Origin of the sequence: Pseudomonas gingeri, assembly GCF_013385635.1 — a bacterium.
Lineage (GTDB): Bacteria > Pseudomonadota > Gammaproteobacteria > Pseudomonadales > Pseudomonadaceae > Aquipseudomonas > Aquipseudomonas gingeri_A.
The window spans coordinates 244,035-269,642 of sequence record NZ_JACAPR010000002.1 but is presented as its reverse complement, the minus strand read 5'-3'; the positions used below and the strand labels follow the sequence as shown (position 1 = coordinate 269,642).

Here is a 25,608-nt window from a genome sequence, read left to right as displayed (position 1 = left end):
GTTTGGTAGGGGCAAGTCCACCCACACACACAGTGGAGTGAAGGTAGGCCGATGAGATGCTCTCCTCGGCAGAGATAGATGAGCACTAGGCTGGCGCCAAATTAAGCGCACAGAAATAGGCAGCGTGTCGCGGCCATCCCTGCGCCGGCATCGAGTGATAGCTAAATAATGCCAATGCGCACAGATAAGGGCAACAAGTCAGTACAAAATTGTATTATTTTTGACAAATGGTCAGCGCCGCTGATTGGCACATTGGGATACCCACCCTAGCGTGGCTACCCAAAGATGCAGGAACATACTATGTCGCAAAGGCGTGTTTGAGGTTCGCTTCCGATCCAACATTCGTGACTTCGGATCAGAGCTGGTGTTTGCCAAGGAATGAAGCGTCAACGGTAGCGGCCACGCTCACTGTGTGTACCAAGGCGATATCCCAACTCAATCAGGTGAGTTTAAGGCTCAAATCAATACCAGGCCTTGGTCATCCGGCAAGACCCACGTCTTCGGCGGCACAGGGCCCTACGTGCTTGAGGCACACGGCAGCATTGATTATGAGAGTCGCCCGCTCCTCCCGATCTTCAGCGGCGACCGCTGCCCGCATGACCGCTGTGTAACCGAGCTACGTTCTGATCGATGCGGCCTTGGATCGTGCGCAAGGTGTCTTGAGTAATAACCTGTGGGCATAGGTTCTCGGCGATGCTTGCAAACCGGCTCGCCACATCGCAAATGCCGTCAATCATTCTGCCGGCAACGTCCGGGGGCACCTCGGCTTCCTCGGCAAGCCGAAGCATTTGCGTGCGGGAAATCGACAGGGCTTCCCCCATCACATCCATCTGGTGATATCCACTTGGCCCCTCGCAGAAGGTCACGTCGTAAGCCGGCGACAGTCTCCACTGACCGTCTTGCGACATGATGTAGGCAAAGTTCTTGGGATGATCGTCTCTGTTGTTGAACGCAACGTTGAAGACGGCACGTTCGAAGGCCACCGCCATCTCTCGCACGTCGTTGGTACACATCTGTGTTGCCCGCAAGAAGTTGACGTAGTCCAACACCCCCGGAGACCGGTAATTTGCCCCCGTAAAGGCCGCTAGGCTTTGCATGGGTACGCGCAGACCATCCCGACGGTCAAATCGCTTACTGGCAAACGCTGCCAACCCATTAGGCAGACTGAAGTACTGCGTGTCAGGGGTCTCGATGCCGCACATGCGCAGGCACTCGGCGTAGACCATTTCGATAGCGCACACCTCGGCATGCTCTTCTTTCGCCGGGAACTTGACCAACCAAGCTTCAAAGCCCGCCGTAACGGCAGTGGTAAAACGGCCAGTTTCTGGATCGCGATAGACGAGGGCCTTAGGCCTTGCACCTTGAGGCGAGCCACCCACCAGCAGCAACGTCTGCAGGAACTCGCCACCGTCTCCATGGAGCACTTCCTGCACTTCGGCGGCAAGCTGCTCCAGCGGGATATGGACTTCAGACTCCTGCCCTTCTGGTGCCACGGGCTCAAACGTTATGGCCCCCATTGCATTGCTACCGATGTAGGCTAGCCGTTCCAGTGAGCCGATGCGCGCCGTGGTGAGCCCGCGGCGCCTGAACATACGGTCCATCAGTAACATGCCCCACCCATCGGGCAAGGAGTCGTAAACAGGCCCTGGCAAGTACAGTTGGTGGTCTGGAAAATCTTGGCGCAACTGAGCCCCCACCAACGGGAGCGTGTAGGAGGACAGTTCCAAGCCCCTTTGCCTGGCTTCATTGCTGTACTCGAACACGATCAGCGGGCGACCGGTCAAGGCGGTCGTGGAGACCAGCGTCCCCCATTGCCATCGCTCACCCCAGCCCTCGTAGAAGACGTTCACCTGCTCAAGCATTGCCGGACTTCCTCTTTGAACGGAGACGATTGGCGCTGTTTTCGTAGCGCCGAATATCCTCGATGCTGTCCAGCTTTGGCAGGAACAGGCCTTCAAGTTCCTTGGTTCGACCAAGAGCCATCGCCACACGAACGACGTTTTCGAATCCGACATTGCGCCCTGCTTCAAGGTTGGACACCGTGTTTGTGCCGATGCCGGCACGTCCGGCCAAGTCGGCTTGTGTCATGTCCAGCGCCAAGCGCTCTGTGCGCAAGCGATCGCAGAGGCGCTTGACGACTTCGCTCGGCTTGCTGAAGCTTAAATCCAACATAGTGTGTACCTAGCCCATTCTGTGCCAGTTAGTTCCCAAAATTATAGAATTAACGCATAGCCCTATCAAGCAACTTAATTCACTAAATCTGTGCCTTATCGCTTAATTTCTAGCTTTAGCCACAATTTAATGGACTTATCTACCATAAAGCGAAAGGGCCGGGAGAACTATTTGGGCCTGCTCAGAACCGTATTTTGGATGAAGGTTTGCCTTCCGCCTGAGCCCGGTGAGCGTTGGGGGCAAAAATGGGGGCAAGCTAGAAATTTCTCGACCTGAAACCACCGTCCCAGAGCCAAGTCAAAATGTTTTTTGGGGATCTGGCCCGCAGCCCTCTCCTCCCGAAATTTCCGGTGAAAAGCCAAGTTGCTCCCATTTTCTACTGCCCGCATGTGCTCGGCCCATCGGGTCTGCCAGCGTCGCTTGGTAATACCTACATAGAAGAAGCCGTCATCAGGGTAAGAGTTTCCCATTCCGAAAATATGCTGGTATAGAGCGTAGGCCTTATCCGGCCATTGCCTGGGCGCGAGCAGGTAATGAGCTGGAATGGAGAATAAGGTACTAGGGAAAGTCCAAATGTTCTGCGGGGATCCGGATAGTCTCTGACGATAAGGTGCTCGCCCCCCCCATGGAGGATACGCATGACGATTCGCGCAGTGGTTTTCGATTTCGGCGGTGTCTTGTTCGACTGGAGTCCGCAGCACCTGTACCGCCAGCTGATCGCCGATGAACAGGAAAGGCAGTGGTTCCTGGACAATATCTGCACCCAGGAATGGAATACCGAGCAGGACGCCGGCCGCACGCTGGCCGAAGCTACCCGGACCCTGATTGCCCGACACCCGCGACATGAACCCCTGATCCGCGCCTATTACGACCGCTGGCACGAAATGTTGCGTGGGCCGCTTCCCGGTGGGGTGGCCATCCTGGAAGCCTTGCATGAAGCCCGCATGCCGTTATTCGGCTTGACCAACTGGTCGGCCGAAACCTTTCCCTATGCCCGGGCCAACTATGCCTTCCTGCAGCGCTTTCGCGACATCGTGGTGTCCGGCGAGGTGAAGCAGATCAAACCCGACGCGCAGATCTACCACCTGAGCCTGAGCCAGGTTCGTACACACCTGCCGGATATCCAGCCGAACGAGCTGGTGTTTATCGATGATGTCTTGACCAACGTGGAAGCGGCCGTCGCCCTCGGCTGGCAGGGCATTCACCATGTGTCCGCAGACGCTACGCAACGGCGTCTGCGTGAACTGGGCGTGCACTTCTGACGCGGGCCCCGGCCCGTCAGGCCACGCTACCCACAAACGGCAATGCCAGGTACAGCTTGATCACGATGGCATTGGCGATATCGATAAAAAACGCCCCGACCATGGGCACCACCAGGAAGGCGATCCGCGACGGGCCGTAGCGCTGGGTCACCGCCTGCATGTTGGCGATCGCCGTGGGCGTTGCCCCCAGGCCAAAGCCACAATGCCCGGCGGCCAGGGCCACGGCATCGTAGTTGCGGCCCATCACGCGGAAGGTGACGAAGATGGCGAACAGCGCCATCAGCACCGCCTGGGCCGTCAGCAGGATAAAGATCGGCAAGGCCAGTGCCGCCAGGTCCCAGAGTTTCAGCGACATCAGCGCAATGGCCAGGAACAACGACAGGCTGACATTGCCCAGCACCGATACCTCACGCTCGAACACCTCGTGCCAGCCCAGCGCCGACAAACCATTGCGCAGCACCACGCCGACAAACAGCACACAGACGAAGGTCGGCAGCTCGAGCGCCGTACCCTTGATCAGTTCGCTGAGGAAGTTGCCGGCCAACAGGCTGATGGCAATCAATGCCAGTGTCTCTATAAAGGACCCTGGCGTGATCATCCGCTCGCGCTCTGGCTGTTCGAAGCCCTTCGGCATGCTCGGGACTTCATTGACCACCCCCTGGGTCTTCACGCGCTTGAGCAGCAACCTGGCCACCGGCCCGCCGATCAGGCCACCCAGCACCAGGCCGAAGGTCGCCGAGGCCATGGCCAGCTCCGCCGCGGACATCACCCGATATTGCTCGGTGAACACCGAACTCCACGCGGCACCGGTACCGTGACCGCCCGACAGGGTGATGGAGCCGGCCAGCAGGCCCATCAGCGGATCCAGGCCCAGCGCGGCGGCCAGAGAGACACCGAGGGCGTTCTGCACCACCAGCAAACCGACCACCACCAGCAGGAAAGTCCCCAGCACCCGCCCGCCTTTCTTCAGGCTGGTGAAGTCGGCGTTCAGGCCGATGGTGGCGAAGAAAGCCAGCATCAGCGGGGTCTGCAGGGAAGTATCGAAGCCCACCTTGAAGTCGAAGAATACCCGCAGGAGCAGTAGCACCAGCGCCACCACCAGGCCGCCGGCAACGGGTTCGGGAATATTGTAGATGCGCAGGAAACCGACGCGGGCACAGAGTCCACGGCCAAGCAGCAGCACCAGGGAAGCCGCTACCAGCGTGCCGTAGAAGTCGAGTTGAACCATAGGGAGAATCCTCGGTAATTATTTTTGTCTGACAAAGTTCCGGGCAAAGTCGAGCCATCCTGGCAAGTTGCGTGTCAGGGTCTGAATCGGCATTTTCGTGTCGCTGAATTGTACTGACCCGTCTCGCCAGCGATGTAGGCCTTGTTCCCATCCCGCATCGGATAATTCTGAATATTCGAATCGACCGGCGTAGGATCGTCTCCGCCAGGGGCTGTTGCATTCCTGGCAACAGTGATTTGCGCTTTCTGTAATGGATAGGTTGCTAACGGAAGGTGCATGCTAGGGGGCTGGATTCGGTTTGATATCATTCCGGATGATAGTTACCTTCGCTTCATTCGATTCGTGTGCGATCAACGCCCACAGCATGATCCGCCCATCTCAATAGATTGGCGGACTCCCCCCATGGAACAGTCACTTAAACTTTTGCGCTTCCCCCTGGCTGCCCTGGCAGTCGTCGTGATGAGCGCCTGCGGTAAAGCGCCCGTGGCGGCAGGTGGTGCGATGCCGGCAACCAAGGTCAGCGTGGCCAAGGTCATCGAACAGCCCGTCAATGAATGGGACGAGTTCACCGGGCGTCTCGAAGCCCCGGAAACCGTGGAAATCCGCCCTCGGGTTTCCGGCCAGATCGACCAGGTGGCCTTCACCGAAGGCGCGCTGGTGAAGAAAGGCGACCTGCTGTTCCAGATCGACCCACGCCCTTACCAGGCCGAAGTCCATCGTCTCGAAGCCCAACTGCAGCAGACCCGTGCCACCGCCAGTCGCACCGCCAACGAAGCCGAGCGTGGCAAGCGCCTGTTGACCAGCAACGCGATCTCCGCGGAACTGGCCGACACCCGCACCAGCACCGCGCAGGAATCCAAGGCCGCGGTCGATGCGACCCAGGCCCAACTGGACCTGGCCCGCCTGAACCTGAGCTTCACCCGTGTCACCGCGCCGATCAGCGGCCGTGTCAGCCGTGCCGAAATCACCGCCGGCAACATCGTCACCGCCGATGTCACGCCGTTGACCAGCGTGGTTTCCACCGACAAGGTCTACGCCTACTTCGACGCCGACGAGCGGGTCTACCTCAAGTACACCCAGCTGGCGCGCCAGGGCAAACGCGGTGCGACTACCCCGGTCTACCTCGGCCTGTCCAACGAAACCGGCAACCCGCACCTGGGCCAGATGAACTTCGTCGACAACCAGGTCAACCCACGCACCGGCACCATCCGCGGTCGCGCCGTGTTCGACAACAGCGATGGCAGCTTCACCCCTGGCCTGTATGCGCGCCTGAAGCTGGTCGGCAGCGGCACCTACGCCGCCGTGCTGATCAACGACGAAGCGGTCGGAACCGACCTGGGCAAGAAGTTCGTGCTGGTGATGGACGCCGACAAGAAGACCGCCTACCGCTCGGTCGAGCTGGGCCCGAAAATCGAAGGTCTGCGGATCGTGCGCAGCGGCCTGAACAAGGATGACACCGTCATCGTCAAGGGCCTGCAACGCGTCCGTCCGGGCTCGCCGGTGGATCCTGAAGTGATCCCGATGGCCAGCAAGGAAACCCTCGCCGCTCTGGCAGAACAACGACAAACCCTGGAAGCCAGCAACCTGCAGCAGGTTGCGCCGGCCAAAGGCGCAGCGGCCCCGGCTAACAAGCTGGCCGCAGCGACTCCACGCGGTTAAGGGATACACACGATGAATTTTTCCCAGTTCTTCATATCAAGACCGATCTTCGCGGCGGTACTGTCGCTGCTGATCCTGATCGCCGGTGCGATCTCGCTGTTCCAGTTGCCGATCAGCGAATACCCGGAAGTGGTACCACCGACCGTGGTGGTCCGTGCCAACTTCCCGGGCGCCAACCCCAAGGTCATCGGTGAAACCGTGGCCGCGCCCCTGGAACAGGCCATCACCGGTGTCGAGAACATGCTCTATATGTCCTCGCAGTCCACCGCCGACGGCAAGCTGACCCTGACCATCACCTTCGCCCTGGGCACCGACCTGGACAACGCGCAGGTACAGGTGCAGAACCGCGTGACCCGTACCGAGCCGAAACTGCCGGTCGAAGTGACCCGTATCGGTATCACCGTCGACAAGGCTTCGCCCGACCTGACCATGGTTGTGCACTTGACCTCGCCGGACAAGCGCTACGACATGCTCTACCTGTCCAACTACGCCTTGCTCAATATCAAGGATGAGTTGGCCCGCCTGGGTGGTGTCGGTGACGTGCAACTGTTCGGCATGGGCGACTATTCCCTGCGGGTATGGCTCGATCCGAACAAAACCGCATCGCGCAACCTGACCGCCACCGATGTGGTCAACGCCATTCGCGAGCAGAACCGCCAGGTCGCGGCCGGTCAGTTGGGCGCGCCTCCCGCCCCAACCGCCACCAGCTTCCAGATGTCGATCAACGCCCAGGGCCGCCTGGTTTCCGAGGAAGAGTTCGAGAACATCGTGATCCGTGTCGGTGACGATGGCGAAATTACCCGTCTCAAGGACATCGCCCGTGTCGAACTCGGCTCCAGCCAGTACGCCCTGCGCTCGCTGCTGAACAACCAGCCGGCGGTGGCGATCCCGATCTTCCAGCGTCCAGGCTCCAACGCCATCGAGATTTCCAACGAAGTTCGCGCCAAGATGGCCGAGCTGAAGAAGGACTTCCCCGAAGGCATGGACTTCAGCATCGTCTACGACCCGACCATCTTCGTGCGCGGCTCCATCGAAGCGGTGGTGCACACCCTGTTCGAAGCGCTGATCCTCGTGGTCCTGGTAGTGATCCTGTTCCTGCAGACCTGGCGTGCCTCGATCATTCCGCTGGTCGCCGTGCCGGTGTCGCTGATCGGTACCTTCGCGATCATGCACATGTTCGGCTTCTCGCTTAACGCGTTGTCGCTGTTTGGCCTCGTACTGGCGATCGGTATCGTGGTGGACGACGCCATCGTTGTGGTGGAGAACGTCGAACGTAATATCGGCCTGGGCCTCAGTCCGATCGAAGCCACCAAGCGCGCCATGCGCGAAGTGACCGGCCCCATCATCGCCACGGCGCTGGTGCTCTGCGCGGTGTTTATTCCGGCGGCCTTCATTTCCGGCCTGACCGGTCAGTTCTACAAGCAGTTCGCCCTGACCATCGCCATCTCGACCGTGATCTCGGCGTTCAACTCCCTGACCCTGTCGCCGGCCCTGGCCGCGGTGCTGCTCAAGGATCACCACGCCCCGAAAGACCGCTTCTCGAAGGTCCTCGACGCGCTGCTGGGTGGCTGGCTGTTCCGTCCGTTCAACCGCTTCTTCGACAAGGCCAGCCATGGTTATGTCGGTACCGTGACCCGTGTCATCCGCGTCAGCGGCGTGGCCCTGGTGCTGTATGCCGGCCTGATGGTCCTGACCTGGCTCGGTTTCTCCAGTACGCCGACCGGTTTCGTGCCCGGCCAGGACAAGCAGTACCTGGTGGCCTTCGCCCAACTGCCGGACGCCGCCAGCCTGGACCGCACCGAAGACGTGATCAAGCGCATGTCCGACCTGGCCCTGAAACAGCCTGGCGTGGAAAGTGCGGTGGCCTTCCCTGGCCTGTCGATCAACGGTTTCACCAACAGCCCGAACGCCGGCATCGTGTTCGTGACCCTCAAGCCGTTCGACGAGCGCAAGGACCCGAGTGAATCGGCCGGCGCCATCGCCGGGGCCTTGAACGGCAAGTTCGCCGGGATCCAGGAAGCCTACATGGCGATCTTCCCGCCACCACCGGTACAAGGCCTGGGCACCATCGGTGGGTTCCGACTGCAGATCGAAGACCGGGGCAACCTGGGCTATGAAGAGCTGTACAAGGAAACGATGAACATCATCACCAAGAGCCGCAGCGTGCCGGAGCTGGCCGGGTTGTTCACCAGCTACACCGTCAATGTGCCGCAGGTGGATGCCGCCATCGACCGCGAGAAGGCCAAGACCCACGGCGTGGCCGTCAGCGACATCTTCGATACCCTGCAGGTCTACCTGGGTTCGCTGTATGCCAACGACTTCAACCGTTTCGGTCGCACTTATCAGGTCAACGTCCAGGCCGAACAGCAGTTCCGTCTCGAATCCGACCAGATCGGCCAGTTGAAAGTACGCAACAACAAGGGCGAGATGATCCCGCTGGCGACCTTCATCAAGGTCAGCGACACCTCCGGACCGGATCGCGTGATGCACTACAACGGCTTTATCACCGCCGAAATCAACGGTGCCGCGGCACCGGGCTACAGCTCCGGCCAGGCCCAGGCAGCGATCGAGAAACTGCTGAAAGACGAACTGCCCAACGGCATGACCTACGAGTGGACCGACCTGACCTATCAGCAGATCCTCTCGGGCAATACCGCACTGCTGGTGTTCCCGCTCTGCGTACTGTTGGCGTTCCTGGTCCTGGCGGCACTGTATGAAAGCTGGAGCCTGCCACTGGCGGTGATCCTGATCGTACCGATGACCCTGTTGTCGGCGATTGCCGGGGTGATTGCCTCCGGTGGCGACAACAACATCTTCACCCAGATCGGCTTGATCGTACTGGTGGGCCTGGCGTGCAAGAACGCGATCCTGATCGTCGAGTTCGCCAAGGACAAGCAGGAAGAAGGCCTCGATCCGCTGAGCGCGGTACTGGAAGCCTGCCGCCTGCGTCTGCGGCCGATCCTGATGACCTCCGTGGCGTTCATCATGGGTGTGGTCCCCCTGGTGTTCTCCAGCGGTGCCGGTGCCGAGATGCGTCATGCCATGGGTGTGGCGGTGTTCTCCGGGATGCTCGGCGTGACCTTCTTCGGTCTGCTGCTGACCCCTGTGTTCTATGTATTGATCCGCCGCTCCGTCGAGCGCAGCGAAGCTCGCAAGGCGGCCAAGGCCCTCAAGCTGGAGGCGCAACAATGAGCAGTATGAAGGCCTTTCTCCCGAGCCTGCTGGTACTGGCGCTGAGCGCCTGTGCCGTCGGCCCGGACTACAAGACCCCTGACACGGCGGCGGCGAACATCACCGCCGCCACCGATGGCAGCGCCGGCCAGAAGAATTTCGACCGCGCGCGCTTCGAAGGTATCTGGTGGCAACAGTTCGACGATCCGACCCTCAACCAGTTGGTGACCCAGTCCCTGGCCGGCAACCGTGAGTTGCGCGTCGCCTTCGCCCGCCTCAAAGCGGCGCGGGCGATCCGCGATGACGTCAGCGATGACGCCATGCCGACCATCACCAGCCGTGCCAGCGCCGATCTGGGCAAGGGCCAGGTACCGGGCCAGACCGAGAGCCGGGTCACCAACGAGCGCTATGACCTGGGCCTGGACATGGCCTGGGAGGTCGACCTGTTCGGCCGCATCCAGCGCAGCCTGGAAGCCGCCGACGCCGACCAGCAGTCGGCCGAAGCCGATCTGTACCAGTTGCAGGTGACCATGATTGCCGAGCTGGTGGATGCCTACGGGCAACTGCGCGGCGCGCAATTGCGGGAAAAGATCGCCCTGGCCAACCTGAAGAACCAGCAGGAATCCAAGGGCATCACCGAAAGCCTGCGTGATGCCGGTGTCGGCGACCAGCTCGATGTGGTCCGTGCCGATGCCCGCCTGGCGGCGGTCGAGGCCAGCGTGCCGCAACTGCAGGCCGAACAGGTCCGCGATCGCAACCGCATCGCGACCCTGCTTGGCGAGCGCCCGGACACCCTGTCGGTGGACTTGGGTCCAAAGGACCTGCCGGCGATCTCCAAGGCCCTGGCCATCGGCAATCCGGGTGAGCTGCTGCAACGCCGTCCGGACATCCTCAGCGCCGAACGCAAGCTGGCCGCCGCCACCGCGCGGATCGGCGTGGCCAAGGCCGACCTGTTCCCACGGGTCAGCCTCAGCGGCTTCCTCGGTTTTACCGCCGGACGTGGTTCGCAGATCGGCTCGTCGGCCGCCAATGCCTGGGCCCTCGGCCCGAGCATCACCTGGCCGGCGTTCAACCTGGGTAGCGTGCGGGCCCGTCTGCGCGGTGCCAATGCCGAAGCCGAGGGCGCCCTGGCGACTTACGAGCAGCAAGTACTGTTGGCCCTGGAAGAATCGCAGAATGCCTTCAGCGACTACGGCAAGCGTCAGCAACGCCTGATCTCGCTGATCCGCCAGAGCGAGTCGAGCCGCACCGCCGCCGACCTGGCCGCGATCCGCTACCGCGAAGGCACCGTGGACTTCCTGGTGCTGCTCGATGCCCAGCGTGAACGCCTGGCCGCCGAAGACAGCCAGGCCCAGGCCGAAACCGACCTGTATCGCGGCATTGTCGCGATCTACAAGGCCCTGGGTGGCGGCTACGCGCCGCAGACCGTCGCCAGCAACTGATTCAAACTCTCCCGGTTGGATGCCCCTCCAACCGCTTCGGCCCCGTAGCCCATTGGTCGCGGGGCTTTTTTTCGTCCATGGAAAATCGTGGCAACCACCTCGGGTGCCGGCCGTCCGGGCCCCTTGACCTCAACGCATTTTAAACCGGCGATTTGGCCTTTTCGGGCCATCTCGCGATATGCTCGCCTCCGGGGTCGCTGCTGGCCATGTGCCCCGACAGGACTGAAGGTCTTAAAGGGGTGGGGCAATGTCGCAGTCAGTCTTCAAGTTGTTTCTGACCAATCGCCTGGCGGCGCTGGCCGGCGCCGACTCGTTGCGGGCCATTCGCGAAGGCCTGCTCTGGCTGTTGCCGTGCCTCCTGGTCTCGGCGGCGTTCCTGGTGCTGTCGGTCTGCGCTCGGCTGCTGGGCGCTCCGGATGAACTGGTGAGGTTTCTCGCCGGGCTGCATGAAAAGATCAGCGGCACCCTGCCCTTGCTGGTCGCCGCCTCGATCGGCTACATGCTGGCGATCCGCTACCGCTTGCCGCAAGTGCCGGTGGCGTTCCTGTGCCTGATCCATGTGGTGATCGCGATCTACCTGCTGCAGGACTATCCCCGGGCCGCTGCAACCCTGGTGCTGTTTATCGCCATCGCCTCGCCGCTGGTGAATGTGCCGATCATTGCCTGGCTGTATCGCCGGCCATGGCTGCGCCTGGTTCGCGAGAACGTGGTCGGCTACAACGTTCGCGACAGCATCAACGTGGTGATTCCGGGTCTGCTGACCGCGACGATGCTGGCGATGGTGCTGTCGCTGCTGCTGGAAATCCCCAGTGTCGCGCAGATGCAGGTGCCCTTCGACCTGACGGCACTCGACCATCCCTATGGCTATGGCCTGCTGATCAGCGCGACCAACTCGATGCTGTGGTTCTTCGGCATCCACGGCGCCCATGCCATGCAGCCGCTGTTCAACGTCCTTGATCTGGCGGTGACGATCAACCAACTCAATGTCGCGGCCGGCGAGCCGGCCCGCTATATACTCAACAGCGGCTTGCTGGGCTGCTTCGCCTTCACCGGTGGCTCCGGCGCTTCGCTGTCGCTGATCGTCGCCATCCTGCTGTTTTCCCGCGACCGTTCCCTGCGCCTGCTGGCGCTGGCCGCGACACCGTTGTCGCTGTTCAACGTCAACGAGATCCTGCTGTTCGGGCTGCCGATCATTCTCAACCCCAGGCTGTTCCTGCCCTTCCTGCTCGCACCCATGCTCAATACCGTGCTGGCCGTGGCTGCCGTGCATGCCGGCTGGGTCGCGCCCGTGGTGACCGGCATGCCGCTGACTTCGCCGGTGCTGCTCAATGCCTACCTGAGCACCAACGGCGACTGGGCGGCGGTTGTCCTGCAAGCGGTACTCGTGGCTGTCGGCACCCTGGTGTACGCGCCGTATGTGATTGCCCTGCATCGCCAGCAGGACGAGGAACAGAACGTCTACATAAGGTCCTTCGATACCACCTTTCGCAGCCTCGAAGAAAAAGGCCGGCTGTTCGAACTCGACCCGGTGGTTGCCTCACACCGCAACGAGGCCCGGCGCGCCGAGGAACTGGAACGTATCCGACTCATCAGCGAATATGAATTCCACCTGGAATTCCAGCCGCAGATCTCCAAGGTGACCGGCCTGTGCACCGGCTGCGAGGCCTTGATGCGTGCCCGCGACAAGGAGGGACGCCCCCAGCAGCCCTGGGAATTTCTCAAGTGGCTGGCCCAGGCCAACCTGATGGCCGATGTCGACCTGTGGGTCGCCTCCCAGGCGCTGGAGCAATACCGGCGCTGGCAGAAAATCGGTTTCGAATTGCCGATGACCATCAACGTCACCGCCGCGACCCTGGGCATGCCCGAGCAAGGCGAACGCCTGCTGGAGATTCTTGCCCAGGCCCACGGGCGGATTTCCGTCGAGTTGACCGAGGATGCCCTGGTCGGCGACGTCCAGTTGATCCACAAGCTGATCGAGCGCCTGCACGGCTTCGGCGCCAAACTGTATATCGACGATTTCGGCACCGGCTATTCGGCCCTGAGCTACCTGCACCAGTTCAGGATCGACGGCATCAAGATCGACCGCAGCTTTGTCGTCGCCCATCGTCATCCCAACGGCGCACGGGTGCTGAGCGGCATGCTGCGGCTGTGTGAAACCCTCAACCTGGATATCATCGTCGAGGGTGTGGAAACCCGGGAGCAGTACGACGCCTTGCAGTCCTCCAGCGAACTGATGATCCAGGGCTGGTATTTCAGCAAGGCGATCGTTGCCGAACAGATGCCGGCCTTTGTACGGCAACGCCAGCAGCAGGCTGCCGGCGAACAACTGCTGATACTGCCGAACAGCGTATGATGTTGTCGATGATAGATGGCCTCGATCAAAGTGTCGGGCAGAGCGATTGGACAAGCAGGCCGCCGACTTCTAGTCTGGCTCGGCGTATCCCCCGCGCTGCTGCCAGTCCCTTCCCATGATCGTGCGTCCCAAGCCGAACCTGATCGGCATCCTGTTCTCCCTGAAAGGCTCGATTGCCAAGCGGATTGCCCTGCGCAGCCTGCTGGTGACCTTGCTGGCTTCGGTCATTGTACTGGTGGAAACCTGGCACCCGGCCTACTTTTCCAAGGTCAACGCCACCCCGTTCACCCTGCTCGGGCTGTCGCTGTCGATCTTCATGAGCTTTCGCAACAACGCCTGCTATGACCGCTGGTGGGAAGGCCGCAAGCAACTGGGACAGATGATCATCGAGGTGCGTTCGCTGATCCGCGAAAGCCAGGTGTTCACCGATGCTGTCGAGCGCCAGGCCCTGCTGCGCGATCTCTGCGGCTTTGCCCATGGCCTGATCGCCCGCCTGCGCCTGGAAGACGAACGGGCAGCCGTGGACCGGTGGGCTACGCAGCCGCCGTCACAGAATCATCCGAATGTCACCGACCACCTCTTGCAGCAAGTCGGCGCACGCTGCTCGCGTCTGGCGCAACAGGGCCTGCTCAGCGAATGGCGCTATACCGTGTTTGCCGCCCGTCTGGCCAGCCTGAGCCAGGTCCAGGCCAGTTGCGAGCGGATCAAGCACACCCCGCTGCCCTTCCCCTATACCCTGCTGCTGCACCGTACGATCTATCTGTTCTGCATCCTGTTGCCGTTCGCCATGGCCGAACCCCTGGGCTGGCTGACGCCGGTGTTCACCGCAATTGTCAGCTACACCTTCTTCGGCCTCGACGAGATCGGCGACGACCTTGAGGACCCGTTCGGTTTCGATGAGAACGACTTGCCGTGCAATGCGCTGCTGCGCACGATCGAACGGGAGATTCTCGCCAGCCTCGGCGAAACCGACCTGCCGCCGCAGCTGGAACCGATCGAGTACGTGCTCAACTGATCGCGGGTTTGACTCCGCAGCGCTCCTGACCGAAGCTGACAGCTTCAGGAAAAGCCTGCCAGCTCACGGACACTGCATGACGAAGCCCCGCCGTTACCTGCTCATCAGTCTGCTTGCACTACTGATCCTGGGCCTTGCCTGGCACTGGATGCGCAGTCCGACGGCGGTCCCCGCGAAAACCCCGCATGTCAATTACGGCCGTGCCCTGGAACAGGCCCACAACGGCCAGCCGGGCGCCGCGCGGGTGCTCTACCAACAGCTGGCGCGCACCGACCTGTCGGATATCCGCCGTGCGGCGCTGCATGCCGAGCTGCCCAACTATCCCAGTCCCCAGGCGTTGAAGCTGGCCGATGCGGATCTGCAGAACCCTTCCGCGCTGGTACGCGAGGCGGCGATCCAGAGCATTGTCGGCCTGGTGCCAGGCGCCCAGCGCAGCCTGTTGCTCGGGCCGGTGCTGGAGGACAGCGAGCAGGAGGTACGCTTTGCCGCGGCCAACGCCATGCTCGGCTTGTCGCCGGACGACCAGGGCCTGTATTTCGGCCCGCTGCAACAGGTGGTCGACGAATATGAGCGTACGCTCAAGGCCCAGCCGGAAAGTGCCGATGCGCAGTTCCAGCTGGCCCGGCTGTACCTGCATGAAGGGCAACTGGATGAGGCCCAGCAGTCGCTCGAACGGATTTCGCAGATGGAGCCGAACAACCTCAAGGCCGTGGTTGCCCAGGTCGAACTGCTGGACAAGCGCGGCCAGCCGGACCAGGCCCGGCAACTGCTGGCCAGACAACTGGAGGTGCAGCCGCAGTCGGCGTATCTGCAGCACGCCCTGGGTATCTGGCTGCTGCACCACGGCCAGACCGAATACGCCCTGCTCGGTCTGGCCAAGGCCGTGGAGCTGGAACCGGACAACACCGAATACCGTTACAAGCTCGCCACCACCCTGCATGACCTGCACCAGCTCGAAGCCGCGCAGCGCCAGCTCGAAGAACTGGTCCAGCGTCACCCGGCGAACCGCAAGGCCCGCGTGCTGCTGATCAACTACTGGAAGGAAAGCGGCCAGTTGCAGAACGTGCAGATCCTGCTGGCCCAGCTGGAACAGCAGAATCCCGACGATCCCGCCCTGCAACAGGGATTGTAGTGTGGGAACGGTGCTTGCCCGCGAAGATTTTAGCGCTCTCAAGCGCCTCTTCGCGGGCAAGCCCGACTCCTACGGGCCCGCGGTATATGAGAGATCGAGCTCAATCGGCTGATAGCACAAGTATTTTGAACCGCCATCAACGCCGAAGGTCCAGTACAAGACCACTCCTGGGTCACAAGAGGTCTGGACTTGACCACATCATTTGCATCCATCACGACCAAAGCCGCCACCGGTATCGAAGGCCTGGACGATATTCTGTCCGGCGGTCTGTCCCGCGGGCATGTGTTCCTGCTCGAAGGCGAGCCCGGCACCGGCAAGACCACGGTAGCCCTGCATTTCCTCCTGGCCGGTGCCCGTGCCGGAGAACGCTCGTTGTATATCACCCTCTCGGAAACCGAGCGCGAACTGCGCCAGGGCGCCCGCTCCCATGGCTGGACGCTGGACGAGCATATCGATATTTTCGAGCTGACGCCGCCGGAAAGCCTGCTCAACGCCGATCACCAGCAAAGCCTGCTGTACTCCTCGGACCTGGAGCTGGGCGAGGCCACCAGGCAGATATTCGAAGTGGTAGAACGGGTCAAGCCGACCCGCGTGGTGCTCGACAGCCTCTCCGAAATCCGCCTGCTGGCCCAGAGTTCGCTGCGTTACCGACGGCAGATCCTGGCGATCAAGCACTACTTCGTGCGGTATGACGCCACGGTCCTGCTGCTCGACGACCTGACCACCGAATCCCTGGACAAGACCGTGCACAGTGTCGCCCATGGCGTTATCCGTCTCGAGGAACTGACGCCCAACTACGGTGCCGAACGGCGCCGGGTGCGGGTGGTGAAATACCGGGGCCAGAAGTACCGCGGCGGCTACCACGACTTCACCATCAGTGGCGATGGCGTGCATGTGTTCCCGCGCCTGGTGGCGGCCGAACATCGCGGCCAATATGTACGCCAGCAACTCACCAGCGGCATCGCCGAGATGGATGCGCTGCTGGGCGGCGGTATCGAAACCGGCTCCAGCACCCTGATCCTGGGTCCTGCTGGCACCGGCAAATCGCTGATCGCGATGGTCTTTGCCGCGGCAGCCGTGGCCCGTGGGGAAAAGGCCGCGCTGTTCATTTTCGATGAAGAGCTGGGCCTGCTGTTCGAGCGCATGAGGAATATCGGTATCGATCTGCAGATATTGCAGGAAACCGGCAACCTGCTGATCGAACAGGTCGATGCCGCCGAGCTGTCCCCGGGCGAATTCTCCCATCGGGTCAGGCGTTGCGTGGATGAGCGCGGCATCAAAACCGTGGTGATCGACAGTATCAACGGCTACCAGGCGGCCATGCCGGAAGAAAACGCGCTGATCCTGCATATGCATGAACTGCTGCTGTACCTCAATCGCCAGGGCGCCGCGACCTTCATGACCGTCGCCCAGCACGGACTGGTCGGCGACATGCAGGCCCCGGTGGACATCACCTACCTGGCCGACACCGTGATCCTGCTGCGTTACTTCGAGGCCCTGGGCAAGGTGCGTCGGGCCATCTCGATCATCAAGAAGCGTACCGGCGCCCACGAATCGACCATTCGCGAGTACCGCATCAGTGGCCGTGGCATGACCATCGGCGAGCCCCTGGAAGCCTTCCAGGGCGTGCTGCGCGGCGTCCCCACCTATCTTGGTGAAGGCCTGCCGTTGCTCAAGGAAGGAGGCTTGTGACCCTGGCGGATGCGGTTTCCGAGCGGGCGATCATCCTGGCCCCGTGGGGTCGCGACGGCCAGATCGCGCGGATGATCCTCGATGAAGCCGGCTTCCCCGGGGTGATCGCCACGAACCTGACGGCCTTGTGCGGCGAGCTCGGGCGTGGCGCCGGCCTGCTGATCGTGGCGGCCGAAGCCCTGCACGAGACGGACCTGGAGCCTCTGCTGAAGCACCTGCAGGAGCAGCCGGCATGGTCGGACCTGCCCATTGTGCTGATGACCCACCACGGCGGTCCTGACCGACCGCCCTCTTCCCGGCTTGGCGCGCAACTGGGCAACGTCAGTTTCCTGGAACGGCCCTTTCACCCAGTGACACTGATCAGCCTGGTGACCTCGGCCATTCGTGGGCGACGCCGGCAGTACGAGGCCCGCGACCGTCTCATCGACCTGAGCCAGAGCGAGCGGCGCCTCAAGGACACCCTGGAAACCCTGGAACAGCAGGTCGAGGAACGCACCGCGCAACTGCGCCATAACGAAGAAGCACTGCGCCAGTCGCAGAAGATGGAGGCGGTCGGCCAGTTGACCGGTGGCATCGCCCACGACTTCAACAATATGCTGACCGGTATCATCGGCAGCCTCGAGTTGCTCAAGCGGCGCCTGGCACGCGGACGCCTGGAAGACCTCGACAGCCTGATCGACCTCGGCGTGACCTCGGCCAACCGCGCTGCCGGCCTGACCCATCGACTGCTGGCATTTTCCCGACGCCAGTCGCTGGATTCCAAGCCGGTGAACATGAACGACCTGGTCCGGTCCATGGGCGAGTTGCTGCATCGCAGCCTCAACGAAAGCATCGACCTGCAGATGATCCTCGGCGAACCGTTGTGGACCGCCGAGGCGGACCCCAATCAGCTGGAAAGCGCCCTGCTCAACCTGGTGCTCAACGCCCGCGACGCCATGCCCGATGGCGGGCACCTGCAGGTGGTCACCTTCAACCAGGCCCTGGGCCTGGCGCTCAGCGAAACCGAGGGCCACCTGGCGCCGGGTGACTACGTGGTACTGCAGGTCCGCGACAGCGGCTGCGGCATGCCGGAAAGCGTGATCAGCCGGGCATTCGACCCGTTCTTCACCACCAAGCCCATCGGTCAGGGCACCGGTCTCGGCTTATCGATGATCTACGGTTTCAGCAAACAATCCCACGGCCATGTCTCCATTGACAGCACCCCGGGCCAGGGCACCTCGGTCAACCTCTACCTGCCCCGCTACAAAGGCAGCGCGGCGACCCAGGATGACACGGTGCATCTGTTGCAGGCGCCGCACGCCGAAGACGGCGAAACCGTGCTGATCGTCGAAGACGATCCGGCGGTACGGGTATTGGTCTGCGAGGTATTGAGCGAGCTGGGCTACCGCTTCGTCGAGGCGGCAAATGCCGACGCCGCCATGCCGATTCTCGACTCCAACCAGCGTGTCGACCTGCTGATCAGCGATGTCGGCCTGCCGGGCATGAACGGCCGGCAACTCGCTGAAATCGGCCGGCAACTGCGGCCCGGGCTCAAGGTGCTGTTCATCACCGGTTATGCCGAGCACGCCGCGGTGCGTGGCGGATTTCTCGACCCGGGCATGCAGATGATCACCAAGCCCTTCACCTTCGACCTGCTGACGGCCCGGGTGCGGGAAATGATCAATGCCTGACGGGGCCTGCGCACGCGGGCCTCAGGACAGCAGGCGCTGGATCTGTTCCTGCAGCGTATCGAGGTCGAAAGGCTTGGCCAGGATCGGCGCGGTACGGGTGATCGGGCTGTCCGTCTCGAGAATCTCGGCCGGATAGCCGCTGATGAATATCACCTTCAGGTCCGGACGCAGCTTGATTGCCGGTTCCGCGATGTCGACCCCGGAAATCCCGCCGGGCAAGCGAAAATCCGTGACCATCAGGTCCAGATTCGGCTTGGTCGCGAGGATCTTGAAGGCCTCCTCGCCGTTTTCGGCCTGGAGGACCCGGTAGCCTTCACCGGCCAGATAGTGCGACAACACCAGCAGGATCGAGGCATCGTCTTCGACGATCAGGACGACGTCTTGTGCATCTTCACTCATGGAAAGCCTTCATTCTCAAGATTGCTGCCAATACGACCGTCCACTCGGCGAGAGGTTGCGTCGCTCTACGGGTTTTCCTGCAACGGCAGACAAACACAGAAGGTGGCGCCTTCGCCAAGGGCGCTCTCTAGCGTGATAGTGCCACCATGGGCACTGACAATCTGTTCGGAAATAAACAACCCCAACCCGAGTCCCGCAGCCACATGGCTGGCCGACACCCGTTCGAACTGCTGGAAGATGCGTTTCTGGTTGTCCTCGCTGATCCCGATGCCATGGTCGCGGACCTCCACCCGCGCCTCGCCATCCTGCGTGTAGACTCGTACATCGATCGGGCTTTTCGCGCCGTAGCGCACGGCATTGGTCAGCAGGTTGGAGATCACCTGCTCGATGCGGAATTCGTCCCAGTAGCCCACTATCGGCCCCGTGGCCTGGAAGTTGAGCGTCGACTCGGCGGCCTCCACCTGGGGGACGAAGCCCTCCAGCAACTTGGCCACCCGTTGCGAAAGATCGAATCGGCTCGGGCGGATCGACAGCTTGCCGGTGCGGATGCGCGAGACATCGAGCATGTCCTCGATCAGCCGGATCAGGCTCTTGATCTGCCGTTCATCGCGCTCGACCATCGCGTGCATCTTGTCCAGGGTGAACGCCGCGGCGTTGTCCTTGGCCAGGTGCATCTTGCGCAACTGGGTTTCAAGGATCAGGCCGTTGAGCGGCGTGCGCACCTCATGGGAAACGATCGACATGAAGTCGTCGCGCATGCGGATCGCGCGCTGCAGCTCTTCCTGGGTTGCCTGCAATTCCTTGAGCAGTGCCTCCTGTTCGCGGCGACTGTGCTCCAGGGCCTCGACCTGCTGCTTCATGGCCTTGCTCTGGCGGTAGAGATCGACGAAGACGTTGACCTTGCTCTTCACCGCCTGGGTGTCGAGGGGCTTGTAGAGAAAATCCACCGCACCGCTTTCATAGCCCTTGAAGGCATAGTTGAGCTCACGCCCGGCGGCACTGACAAAGACGATGGGAATGCTGCGGGTCTTCTCGGTGCCACGCATCAGCTCGGCCAGCTCGAAGCCGTTCATGCCCGGCATCTGCACGTCGAGAATGGCCATGGCGAACTCGTGCTGCAACAGCAGGGATAGCGCCTCATCGGCCGACAAGGCCTTGTAGACGGTGCGGTCCTCGCGCTTGATCAGCGCTTCCAGCGCCAGCAGATTTTCCGGCAGATCGTCGACGATCAGCAGTTTGGCCTGGATAGTACTTAGCATGCGATTCGTTCCAGCTCGACAAGCAGACGGCCGATGCCGCGCAGAGGGAGAATATAGTCAGGTTCGTGCAAGGCCAAGGCGGCTTCGGGCATGGTCGCCACCCGTGCCTCGTGCGGGTCCTGCACCACGGTCAGACCGCCCAGGGCCTTGACCAGGCTCAGCCCACGGGCGCCGTCATGATTGGCGCCGGTCAGCAACACCGCCATCAGCCGCGCGCCATAGGCATCGGCGCAGGACTCGAAGAGGTAATCGATGGAAGGACGTGAATGGTGCACACGCTCCTCGCGACTGAAAGAAAAGCTGCGGTCGCGCTCCACCGACAGATGATAACCGGGAGCCGCGAAATATACCGTCCCCGGACTCACCGGCTCCTTGTCGTCAGCCTCCTTGACCGGCAGCGACAGGCGCCGGGAGAACACCTCCGCCAGCTGGCTGCGGCGCTGTTCGGGCATATGCAGCACGACAATGATCGGCAGGCCGAAACCAACCGGCAGCTCGCTGAACACGGTCAGCAAGGCCTCGACACCGCCGGCCGAAGCGCCGACCGCAATGGCGTCGACACGCTGTCGCTGGGTGAACTCAAGGGCCAGTCTGCTCATAGCTTGCGATAGATCCGCTCTTGCTTGATCAGGGAGTCGAACTGCTTGCCAAAGGGCGAGAAGTCCAGGGTTTCCTTGCTGCCAAGCACCAGGAAACCACGATGGCAGAGCGATTCATGGAACAACCCAAAGGCACGATCTTGAAGTTTTTTATTGAAGTAAATCAATACATTACGACACGAAATTAATTGAGTTTCTGAGAATACGCTATCGGTTGCCAGGCTGTGGTCGGCAAAGGTCACGTTCTCCCGCAGCGTCTTGTCGAAAATCGCGTAGCCGTAGGCGGCCGTGTAGTATTCGGAGAACTCCCGCTGGCCACCGGCCTGCAGGTAATTCTGGGTATAGGCACGCACGTTTTCCAGGGAGAAAATGCCTTGCTTGGCCTTTTCCAGGGAGCTGGGGTTGATGTCGGTGGCGTAGATGATCGTGCGCTCCAGCAAGCCCTCCTCACGCAGCAGGATGGCCATCGAATAGACCTCCTCACCCGTACTGCAACCGGCGATCCAGATCTTGATCGACGGGTAGGTCTTGAGCAACGGCACCACTTCCTCGCGAATCGCCAGGAAGTGGCTGGGATCGCGAAACATCTCGCTGACCGGGATGGTCAGGAACTGCAGCAACTGCATGAACGCCGTCGGATCGTGCAGCACGCGCTCCTGCAGGGCCGAAACCGTCGCGCAGTCGAACTGGCGCAAGGCGTGATTGACCCGGCGCTTGATGGAGGCACCGGAGTAGTCGCGAAAGTCATAGCTGTACTTGAGGTAGATAGCCTCGATCAACAGACGCAGTTCAATGTCGAAATTTTGCTCCACTAGATCCTTTCCATTTTCGGCAGCCACACGCGGATCAGCGAGAACAGTCGATCCAGGTCGATGGGCTTGGCCAGGTAATCGTTGGAACCGGCCTGCAGGCAGCGCTCCTGATCATCCTTCATGGCCTTGGCCGTGATCGCGATGATCGGCAGCTTGCGCCAGCGTGGGTCCTTGCGAATCTCCACGGTGGCTTCGTAGCCATCCATCTCCGGCATCATCACATCCATCAGCACTAGGTCGATGTCATCGACTTCGTTGAGTTTTTCAATCGCCTCGCGGCCGTTACGGCCGATTTCGACAAGGGCGCCCTTGTGTTCCAGGGCGCTGGTCAGGGCGAAGATATTGCGCACATCGTCGTCCACCAGCAGGATCTTGCGGCCCTCGAAGACCTTGTCACGGCTGCGGGCGGTCTTGAGCATGCGTTGACGTTCATGGGACAACTGCGATTCGACTTTGTGCAGAAACAATGTCACTTCGTCGAGCAGGCGCTCCGGCGAGCGGGCGCCCTTGATGATGATCGAGCGCGAATATTTGCGCAGGTCGGCCTCTTCATCGCGGGTCAGGTTGCGGCCGGTATAGACGATCACCGGCGGAAAGGCGCGGATGTCTTCTGTAGACATGCGCTTGAGCAGTTCGTTGCCGAGCATGTCCGGCAGCTTGAGGTCGATGATCATGCAGTCGTAGACATTCCCGCGCAGCAGATCCAGGGCATCCTGGGCGAAACCGACGGCGGTGATCTCGATATCCTCGTCACCGATCAGCCGCGCGATGCTGTCACGTTGCAGATCATCGTCCTCGACCAGCAGTACCCGCTTGACCTTCTGGGTCAGCTTGGCTTCGAGCCGGGAGAAAATCTCCTTGAGCTCTTCGCGGGTGGTCGGCTTGACCGCATAACCCATGGCGCCCATGTGCATGGCCGCTTCGACGCGGTCTTCGACGGAAATCACGTGCACCGGGATATGCCGGGTCGCGGCCTGCTCCTTGAGGCGTTGCAGCACCGTCAGACCGGAATGATCGGGCAGGCGCATGTCCAGCAGGATGGCATCCGGGATGAACTGCGCCGCCAGGCCGAAACCTTCGTCGGCCGCATGGGCGACCAGACACTGGTAGCCCAGTTCATGGGCCAGGTCATAGAGAATCTGGGCAAAGCTCGGTTCGTCCTCGATCACCAGGATGCAACGCGTACCGAACGGCGCCTTGTCACGGTCGTCGGCAAACCGGGCAACCGGCGTCTCGATCGCCACGACAGGTTCGCTGCGCACGGTGGCGACCATGACGGACGGCACATGCGCCGGGACTGGAGCAACCGGGGCTCCTTCCTGGACTTCGACATAGCGTTCCGGCAGCGCCAGGGTGAACACACTGCCCTGGCCGGGCTCGCTGGCGACACTGATCGAACCGCCGAGCAAGGCGGCCAGGTCGCGGGAAATGGACAGGCCCAGGCCAGTCCCGCCGTAACGGCGATTGGTGGTGCCATCGGCCTGGCGGAACGCTTCGAAGATGCTTTCATGCTGCTCGCGGGCAATGCCGATCCCCGAATCGCGTACCGCAAAGGCCACCCCCACGCCCGGCCGGGCAGAGACACTCAGGCTGACCTGGCCTTTCTCGGTGAACTTCAGCGCATTCGACAGCAGGTTCTTCAGTACCTGTTCCAGGCGCTGGCGGTCGGTGAACAGCATCGCCGGCGCACCGTCCTGGATATCCACGGTGAACTCCAGTTGCTTGTCACCCGCCAACGGCAGGAACAGATCGCGCAGCCCCTCCACCAGCCGCGCCACACTGGTGTTCTCCGGGCGCACCTCGAGTTTGCCGGCTTCGACTTTGGAAATATCGAGGATGTCGTTGATCAGGTTCAACAGGTCATTGCCGGCGGAATAGATCGACTCGGCGAATTTGACCTGCTCGTCGGTGAGATTGTCCTGGGGGTTCTCCGCCAGCAGCTTGGCCAGGATCAACGAGCTGTTGAGCGGCGTGCGCAACTCATGAGACATGTTGGCGAGGAATTCGGACTTGTACTTGCTCGACCGCTGCAGTTCCTCGGCACGCTCTTCCAACTGGGACTGGGCCTGGTTCAACTCGCTGTTCTTGTGGTCCATGGCATCGCGCTGCTCGGCCAACGCCAGGGCCTGCTCGGCCAACTGTTCATTGGTCTGCTCCAGCTCGGTCTGCTGGGTCTCCAGATGAACCTGGGACTCCTTGAGCACCCGTGACTGTTCCTCCAGCTCTTCGTTGGCGGTCTTGAGCTCTTCCTGCTGGACCTGCAATTCTTCGTTCAACTGCTGGGTCTCGGCCAGGACCTCCTGCAGGCGCTGGCGATAACGGGCGGCTTCGATAGAGGTGCCGATATTGTCGGCAATCAGGTCGAGCAGCTCGATGTCGCGCTCGTTGAGCCCGCGCAGGAAGCCCAGTTCGATCACGCCGTTGACCCGGTCGTCATTGGTGGTCGGCACCACCAGCACGCTGCGCGGTGAACCATCGCCGAGACCGGAGCTGACCTTGAAGTAGTCGATCGGCACTTCGTCGAGGCGAATCAGTTGCCCCTGGGTCGCGGCCTGGCCGACAATGCCTTCGTCGGTAAAGATCGATTGCTCCTGCTGTTCCTGCTCGCGGGAAAAACCATAGCTGGCGACCCGCTTGAGGCCACCATGGTCTTCACGCACATAAAGCGCGGCCACCGAGCTGCCCAGGTACTGGGCGCAGAATTGCAGGATATTGCGCCCCAGCAGGTTGAGGCTGAGCTGGCCGAGGACCTGCTCGGCCAGCTCGGTCTGGCCGCTGCGCAGCCACGCCTGCTTCTCCAGTCGCTCCGCGCTCTTTAGTTGTGACGCGAGGTTTTTACTGTAACTATCTGAAAGACTTATTAAATCCTTTCGACCAATATAGGCCAGCAAAGCACTCAGCCCGAGCACAAAGACCAGGTAGAGAGCAATGGTCCAGATCGTCGTGCGGCTGACATCTTCGTTGCGCGCAAGGCGCAATTGCTGCTCGGTATCGACGGCATTCTCATACTCGGCGCGAATCTCGTCGCTCAGGCGCTTGCCACGTCCGGCCTTGACCGCACCGCGATAGTCGCCATTGGAGCGCTGCAGGTCGATCATCGATTGCGCGTACTCGGTCCAGGCCCCTTGCAGCGCCTCGATGCGCCGGAACCGGTCAACCTGCTGGGGATTGTCCGCCACCAACTGCTGCAACCCGCGCAACTCGGCAATGATCTTCGGCTTGGCGACCTCATAGGGGTCGAGGAAATGTTCATCGCCGGTGATCAGGAACCCGCGCATGCCGGTTTCCAGGTCGACGGACAGCTTCATCGCCTCGTTGGTACTGTTGATCACCCGGTCGGTGTGTTCGACCCACTGGATCACCGACAGCAGATAGGTGATCAACGAGACGAAAAACACCGCGCTGAGCACGCCGACACCCAGCGGCAGACTGACGTTGCGACTCAGGAGTTTGCGAAAGCTGTGCTCATCAACCGAAGACGGTGAATTCATTTCGGGCCCCGGACGAAGTGTTGAAAATAAAGGAGTTTGCCGTAATTCCGAGCAAAAGATCTATTTTTCTCACAGCGTAGAAGGCAATTTCAGACCCCGCACTGCCCTCCATCAAGGAGAACCGCTATCCTGCATGCTTTGTACAGCCGCGTTTTTTTGTACAACGACGGGAACTTGTGCCGATCGGCGGCTTACTGATGCTAGAGGCGGGCATTTTTCACCCTCCTGCCCATCTTCATTTTTCTGGGAAGT

17 protein-coding genes are annotated in these 25,608 nt (G+C 61.5%); 9 read left to right on the top strand and 8 right to left on the bottom strand.

The features are described from left to right. Positions 1 to 575: 575 nt before the first annotated feature. Both HX851_RS02545 and HX851_RS02540 read right to left on the bottom strand, forming a co-directional pair. A complete protein-coding gene (locus HX851_RS02545; protein WP_177056960.1) occupies positions 576 to 1,862 on the bottom strand; it encodes a type II toxin-antitoxin system HipA family toxin in 1,287 nt (428 codons plus the stop codon). Beyond that, positions 1,855 to 2,172 (bottom strand): helix-turn-helix domain-containing protein, encoded by a 318-nt coding sequence (locus HX851_RS02540; protein WP_057008794.1) that lies wholly within the window; start codon positions 2,170 to 2,172, stop codon positions 1,855 to 1,857. The genes HX851_RS02545 and HX851_RS02540 overlap by 8 nt, the downstream gene beginning before the upstream one ends. Before the next feature lie 638 nt (positions 2,173 to 2,810). Here HX851_RS02540 and HX851_RS02535 point away from each other — a divergent pair. Continuing rightward, positions 2,811 to 3,434, top strand: coding sequence for an HAD family hydrolase (locus tag HX851_RS02535; RefSeq protein WP_177064858.1), 624 nt, complete (start codon positions 2,811 to 2,813; stop codon positions 3,432 to 3,434). Positions 3,435 to 3,450: 16 nt separating this feature from the next. On the opposite strand, the gene gltS is transcribed toward HX851_RS02535, so the two are convergent. Further along, positions 3,451 to 4,662, bottom strand: coding sequence for a sodium/glutamate symporter (gltS, locus tag HX851_RS02530; RefSeq protein WP_177064856.1), 1,212 nt, complete (start codon positions 4,660 to 4,662; stop codon positions 3,451 to 3,453). Positions 4,663 to 5,064: 402 nt separating this feature from the next. On the opposite strand from gltS, the gene mexE reads away from it, so the two are divergent. From mexE to HX851_RS02490, 8 genes are all read left to right on the top strand, one after another. Next, the gene (gene mexE, locus HX851_RS02525) at positions 5,065 to 6,321 is read left to right on the top strand and encodes a multidrug efflux RND transporter periplasmic adaptor subunit MexE (protein ID WP_177056963.1); all 1,257 of its coding nucleotides are present in this window, start codon (positions 5,065 to 5,067) and stop codon (positions 6,319 to 6,321) included. A 12-nt stretch (positions 6,322 to 6,333) separates the two neighbouring features. Continuing rightward, positions 6,334 to 9,513 carry an efflux RND transporter permease subunit gene (locus tag HX851_RS02520; protein WP_177056964.1) on the top strand — a complete coding sequence of 1,060 codons (3,180 nt, stop codon included), beginning with the start codon at positions 6,334 to 6,336 and terminating at the stop codon, positions 9,511 to 9,513. Beyond that, the gene (locus tag HX851_RS02515) at positions 9,510 to 10,934 is read left to right on the top strand and encodes an efflux transporter outer membrane subunit (protein WP_177056965.1); all 1,425 of its coding nucleotides are present in this window, start codon (positions 9,510 to 9,512) and stop codon (positions 10,932 to 10,934) included. The genes HX851_RS02520 and HX851_RS02515 overlap by 4 nt, the downstream gene beginning before the upstream one ends. A 247-nt stretch (positions 10,935 to 11,181) precedes the next feature. After that, entirely contained in the window at positions 11,182 to 13,287 is a 2,106-nt protein-coding gene (locus HX851_RS02510; protein ID WP_177056966.1) for an EAL domain-containing protein, read from the top strand. A gap of 115 nt (positions 13,288 to 13,402) precedes the next feature. After that, the gene (locus HX851_RS02505; RefSeq protein WP_177064854.1) at positions 13,403 to 14,302 is read left to right on the top strand and encodes a bestrophin family protein; all 900 of its coding nucleotides are present in this window, start codon (positions 13,403 to 13,405) and stop codon (positions 14,300 to 14,302) included. Positions 14,303 to 14,378: 76 nt separating this feature from the next. Next, the gene (locus tag HX851_RS02500) at positions 14,379 to 15,434 is read left to right on the top strand and encodes a HEAT repeat domain-containing protein (RefSeq protein ID WP_177056968.1); all 1,056 of its coding nucleotides are present in this window, start codon (positions 14,379 to 14,381) and stop codon (positions 15,432 to 15,434) included. Positions 15,435 to 15,623: 189 nt separating this feature from the next. Further along, positions 15,624 to 17,126, top strand: a complete 1,503-nt coding sequence (locus tag HX851_RS02495) for an ATPase domain-containing protein (RefSeq protein WP_177056969.1) — start codon at positions 15,624 to 15,626, stop codon at positions 17,124 to 17,126. Then, positions 17,123 to 18,796: an ATP-binding protein gene (locus tag HX851_RS02490; protein ID WP_177064852.1), complete on the top strand. Its 1,674-nt coding sequence runs from the start codon at positions 17,123 to 17,125 to the stop codon at positions 18,794 to 18,796. The genes HX851_RS02495 and HX851_RS02490 overlap by 4 nt, the downstream gene beginning before the upstream one ends. Positions 18,797 to 18,817: 21 nt before the next feature. Here HX851_RS02490 and HX851_RS02485 read toward each other — a convergent pair whose 3' ends face one another. From HX851_RS02485 to HX851_RS02465, 5 genes are all read right to left on the bottom strand, one after another. Next, positions 18,818 to 19,195 carry a response regulator gene (locus HX851_RS02485; protein ID WP_177064850.1) on the bottom strand — a complete coding sequence of 126 codons (378 nt, stop codon included), beginning with the start codon at positions 19,193 to 19,195 and terminating at the stop codon, positions 18,818 to 18,820. Between the two features lie 65 nt (positions 19,196 to 19,260). Then, positions 19,261 to 20,454, bottom strand: coding sequence for a hybrid sensor histidine kinase/response regulator (locus HX851_RS02480; RefSeq protein WP_177064848.1), 1,194 nt, complete (start codon positions 20,452 to 20,454; stop codon positions 19,261 to 19,263). Next, positions 20,448 to 21,053 carry a chemotaxis protein CheB gene (locus tag HX851_RS02475; protein ID WP_177056973.1) on the bottom strand — a complete coding sequence of 202 codons (606 nt, stop codon included), beginning with the start codon at positions 21,051 to 21,053 and terminating at the stop codon, positions 20,448 to 20,450. The genes HX851_RS02480 and HX851_RS02475 overlap by 7 nt, the downstream gene beginning before the upstream one ends. Next, positions 21,050 to 21,865 carry a CheR family methyltransferase gene (locus HX851_RS02470; protein ID WP_177056974.1) on the bottom strand — a complete coding sequence of 272 codons (816 nt, stop codon included), beginning with the start codon at positions 21,863 to 21,865 and terminating at the stop codon, positions 21,050 to 21,052. Before HX851_RS02470 ends, HX851_RS02475 begins: the two co-directional genes overlap by 4 nt. Continuing rightward, on the bottom strand, positions 21,865 to 25,356 hold the full coding sequence (locus HX851_RS02465) for a response regulator (RefSeq protein ID WP_177056975.1): 3,492 nt from the start codon (positions 25,354 to 25,356) through the stop codon (positions 21,865 to 21,867). The genes HX851_RS02470 and HX851_RS02465 overlap by 1 nt, the downstream gene beginning before the upstream one ends. Positions 25,357 to 25,608: the final 252 nt, after the last annotated feature.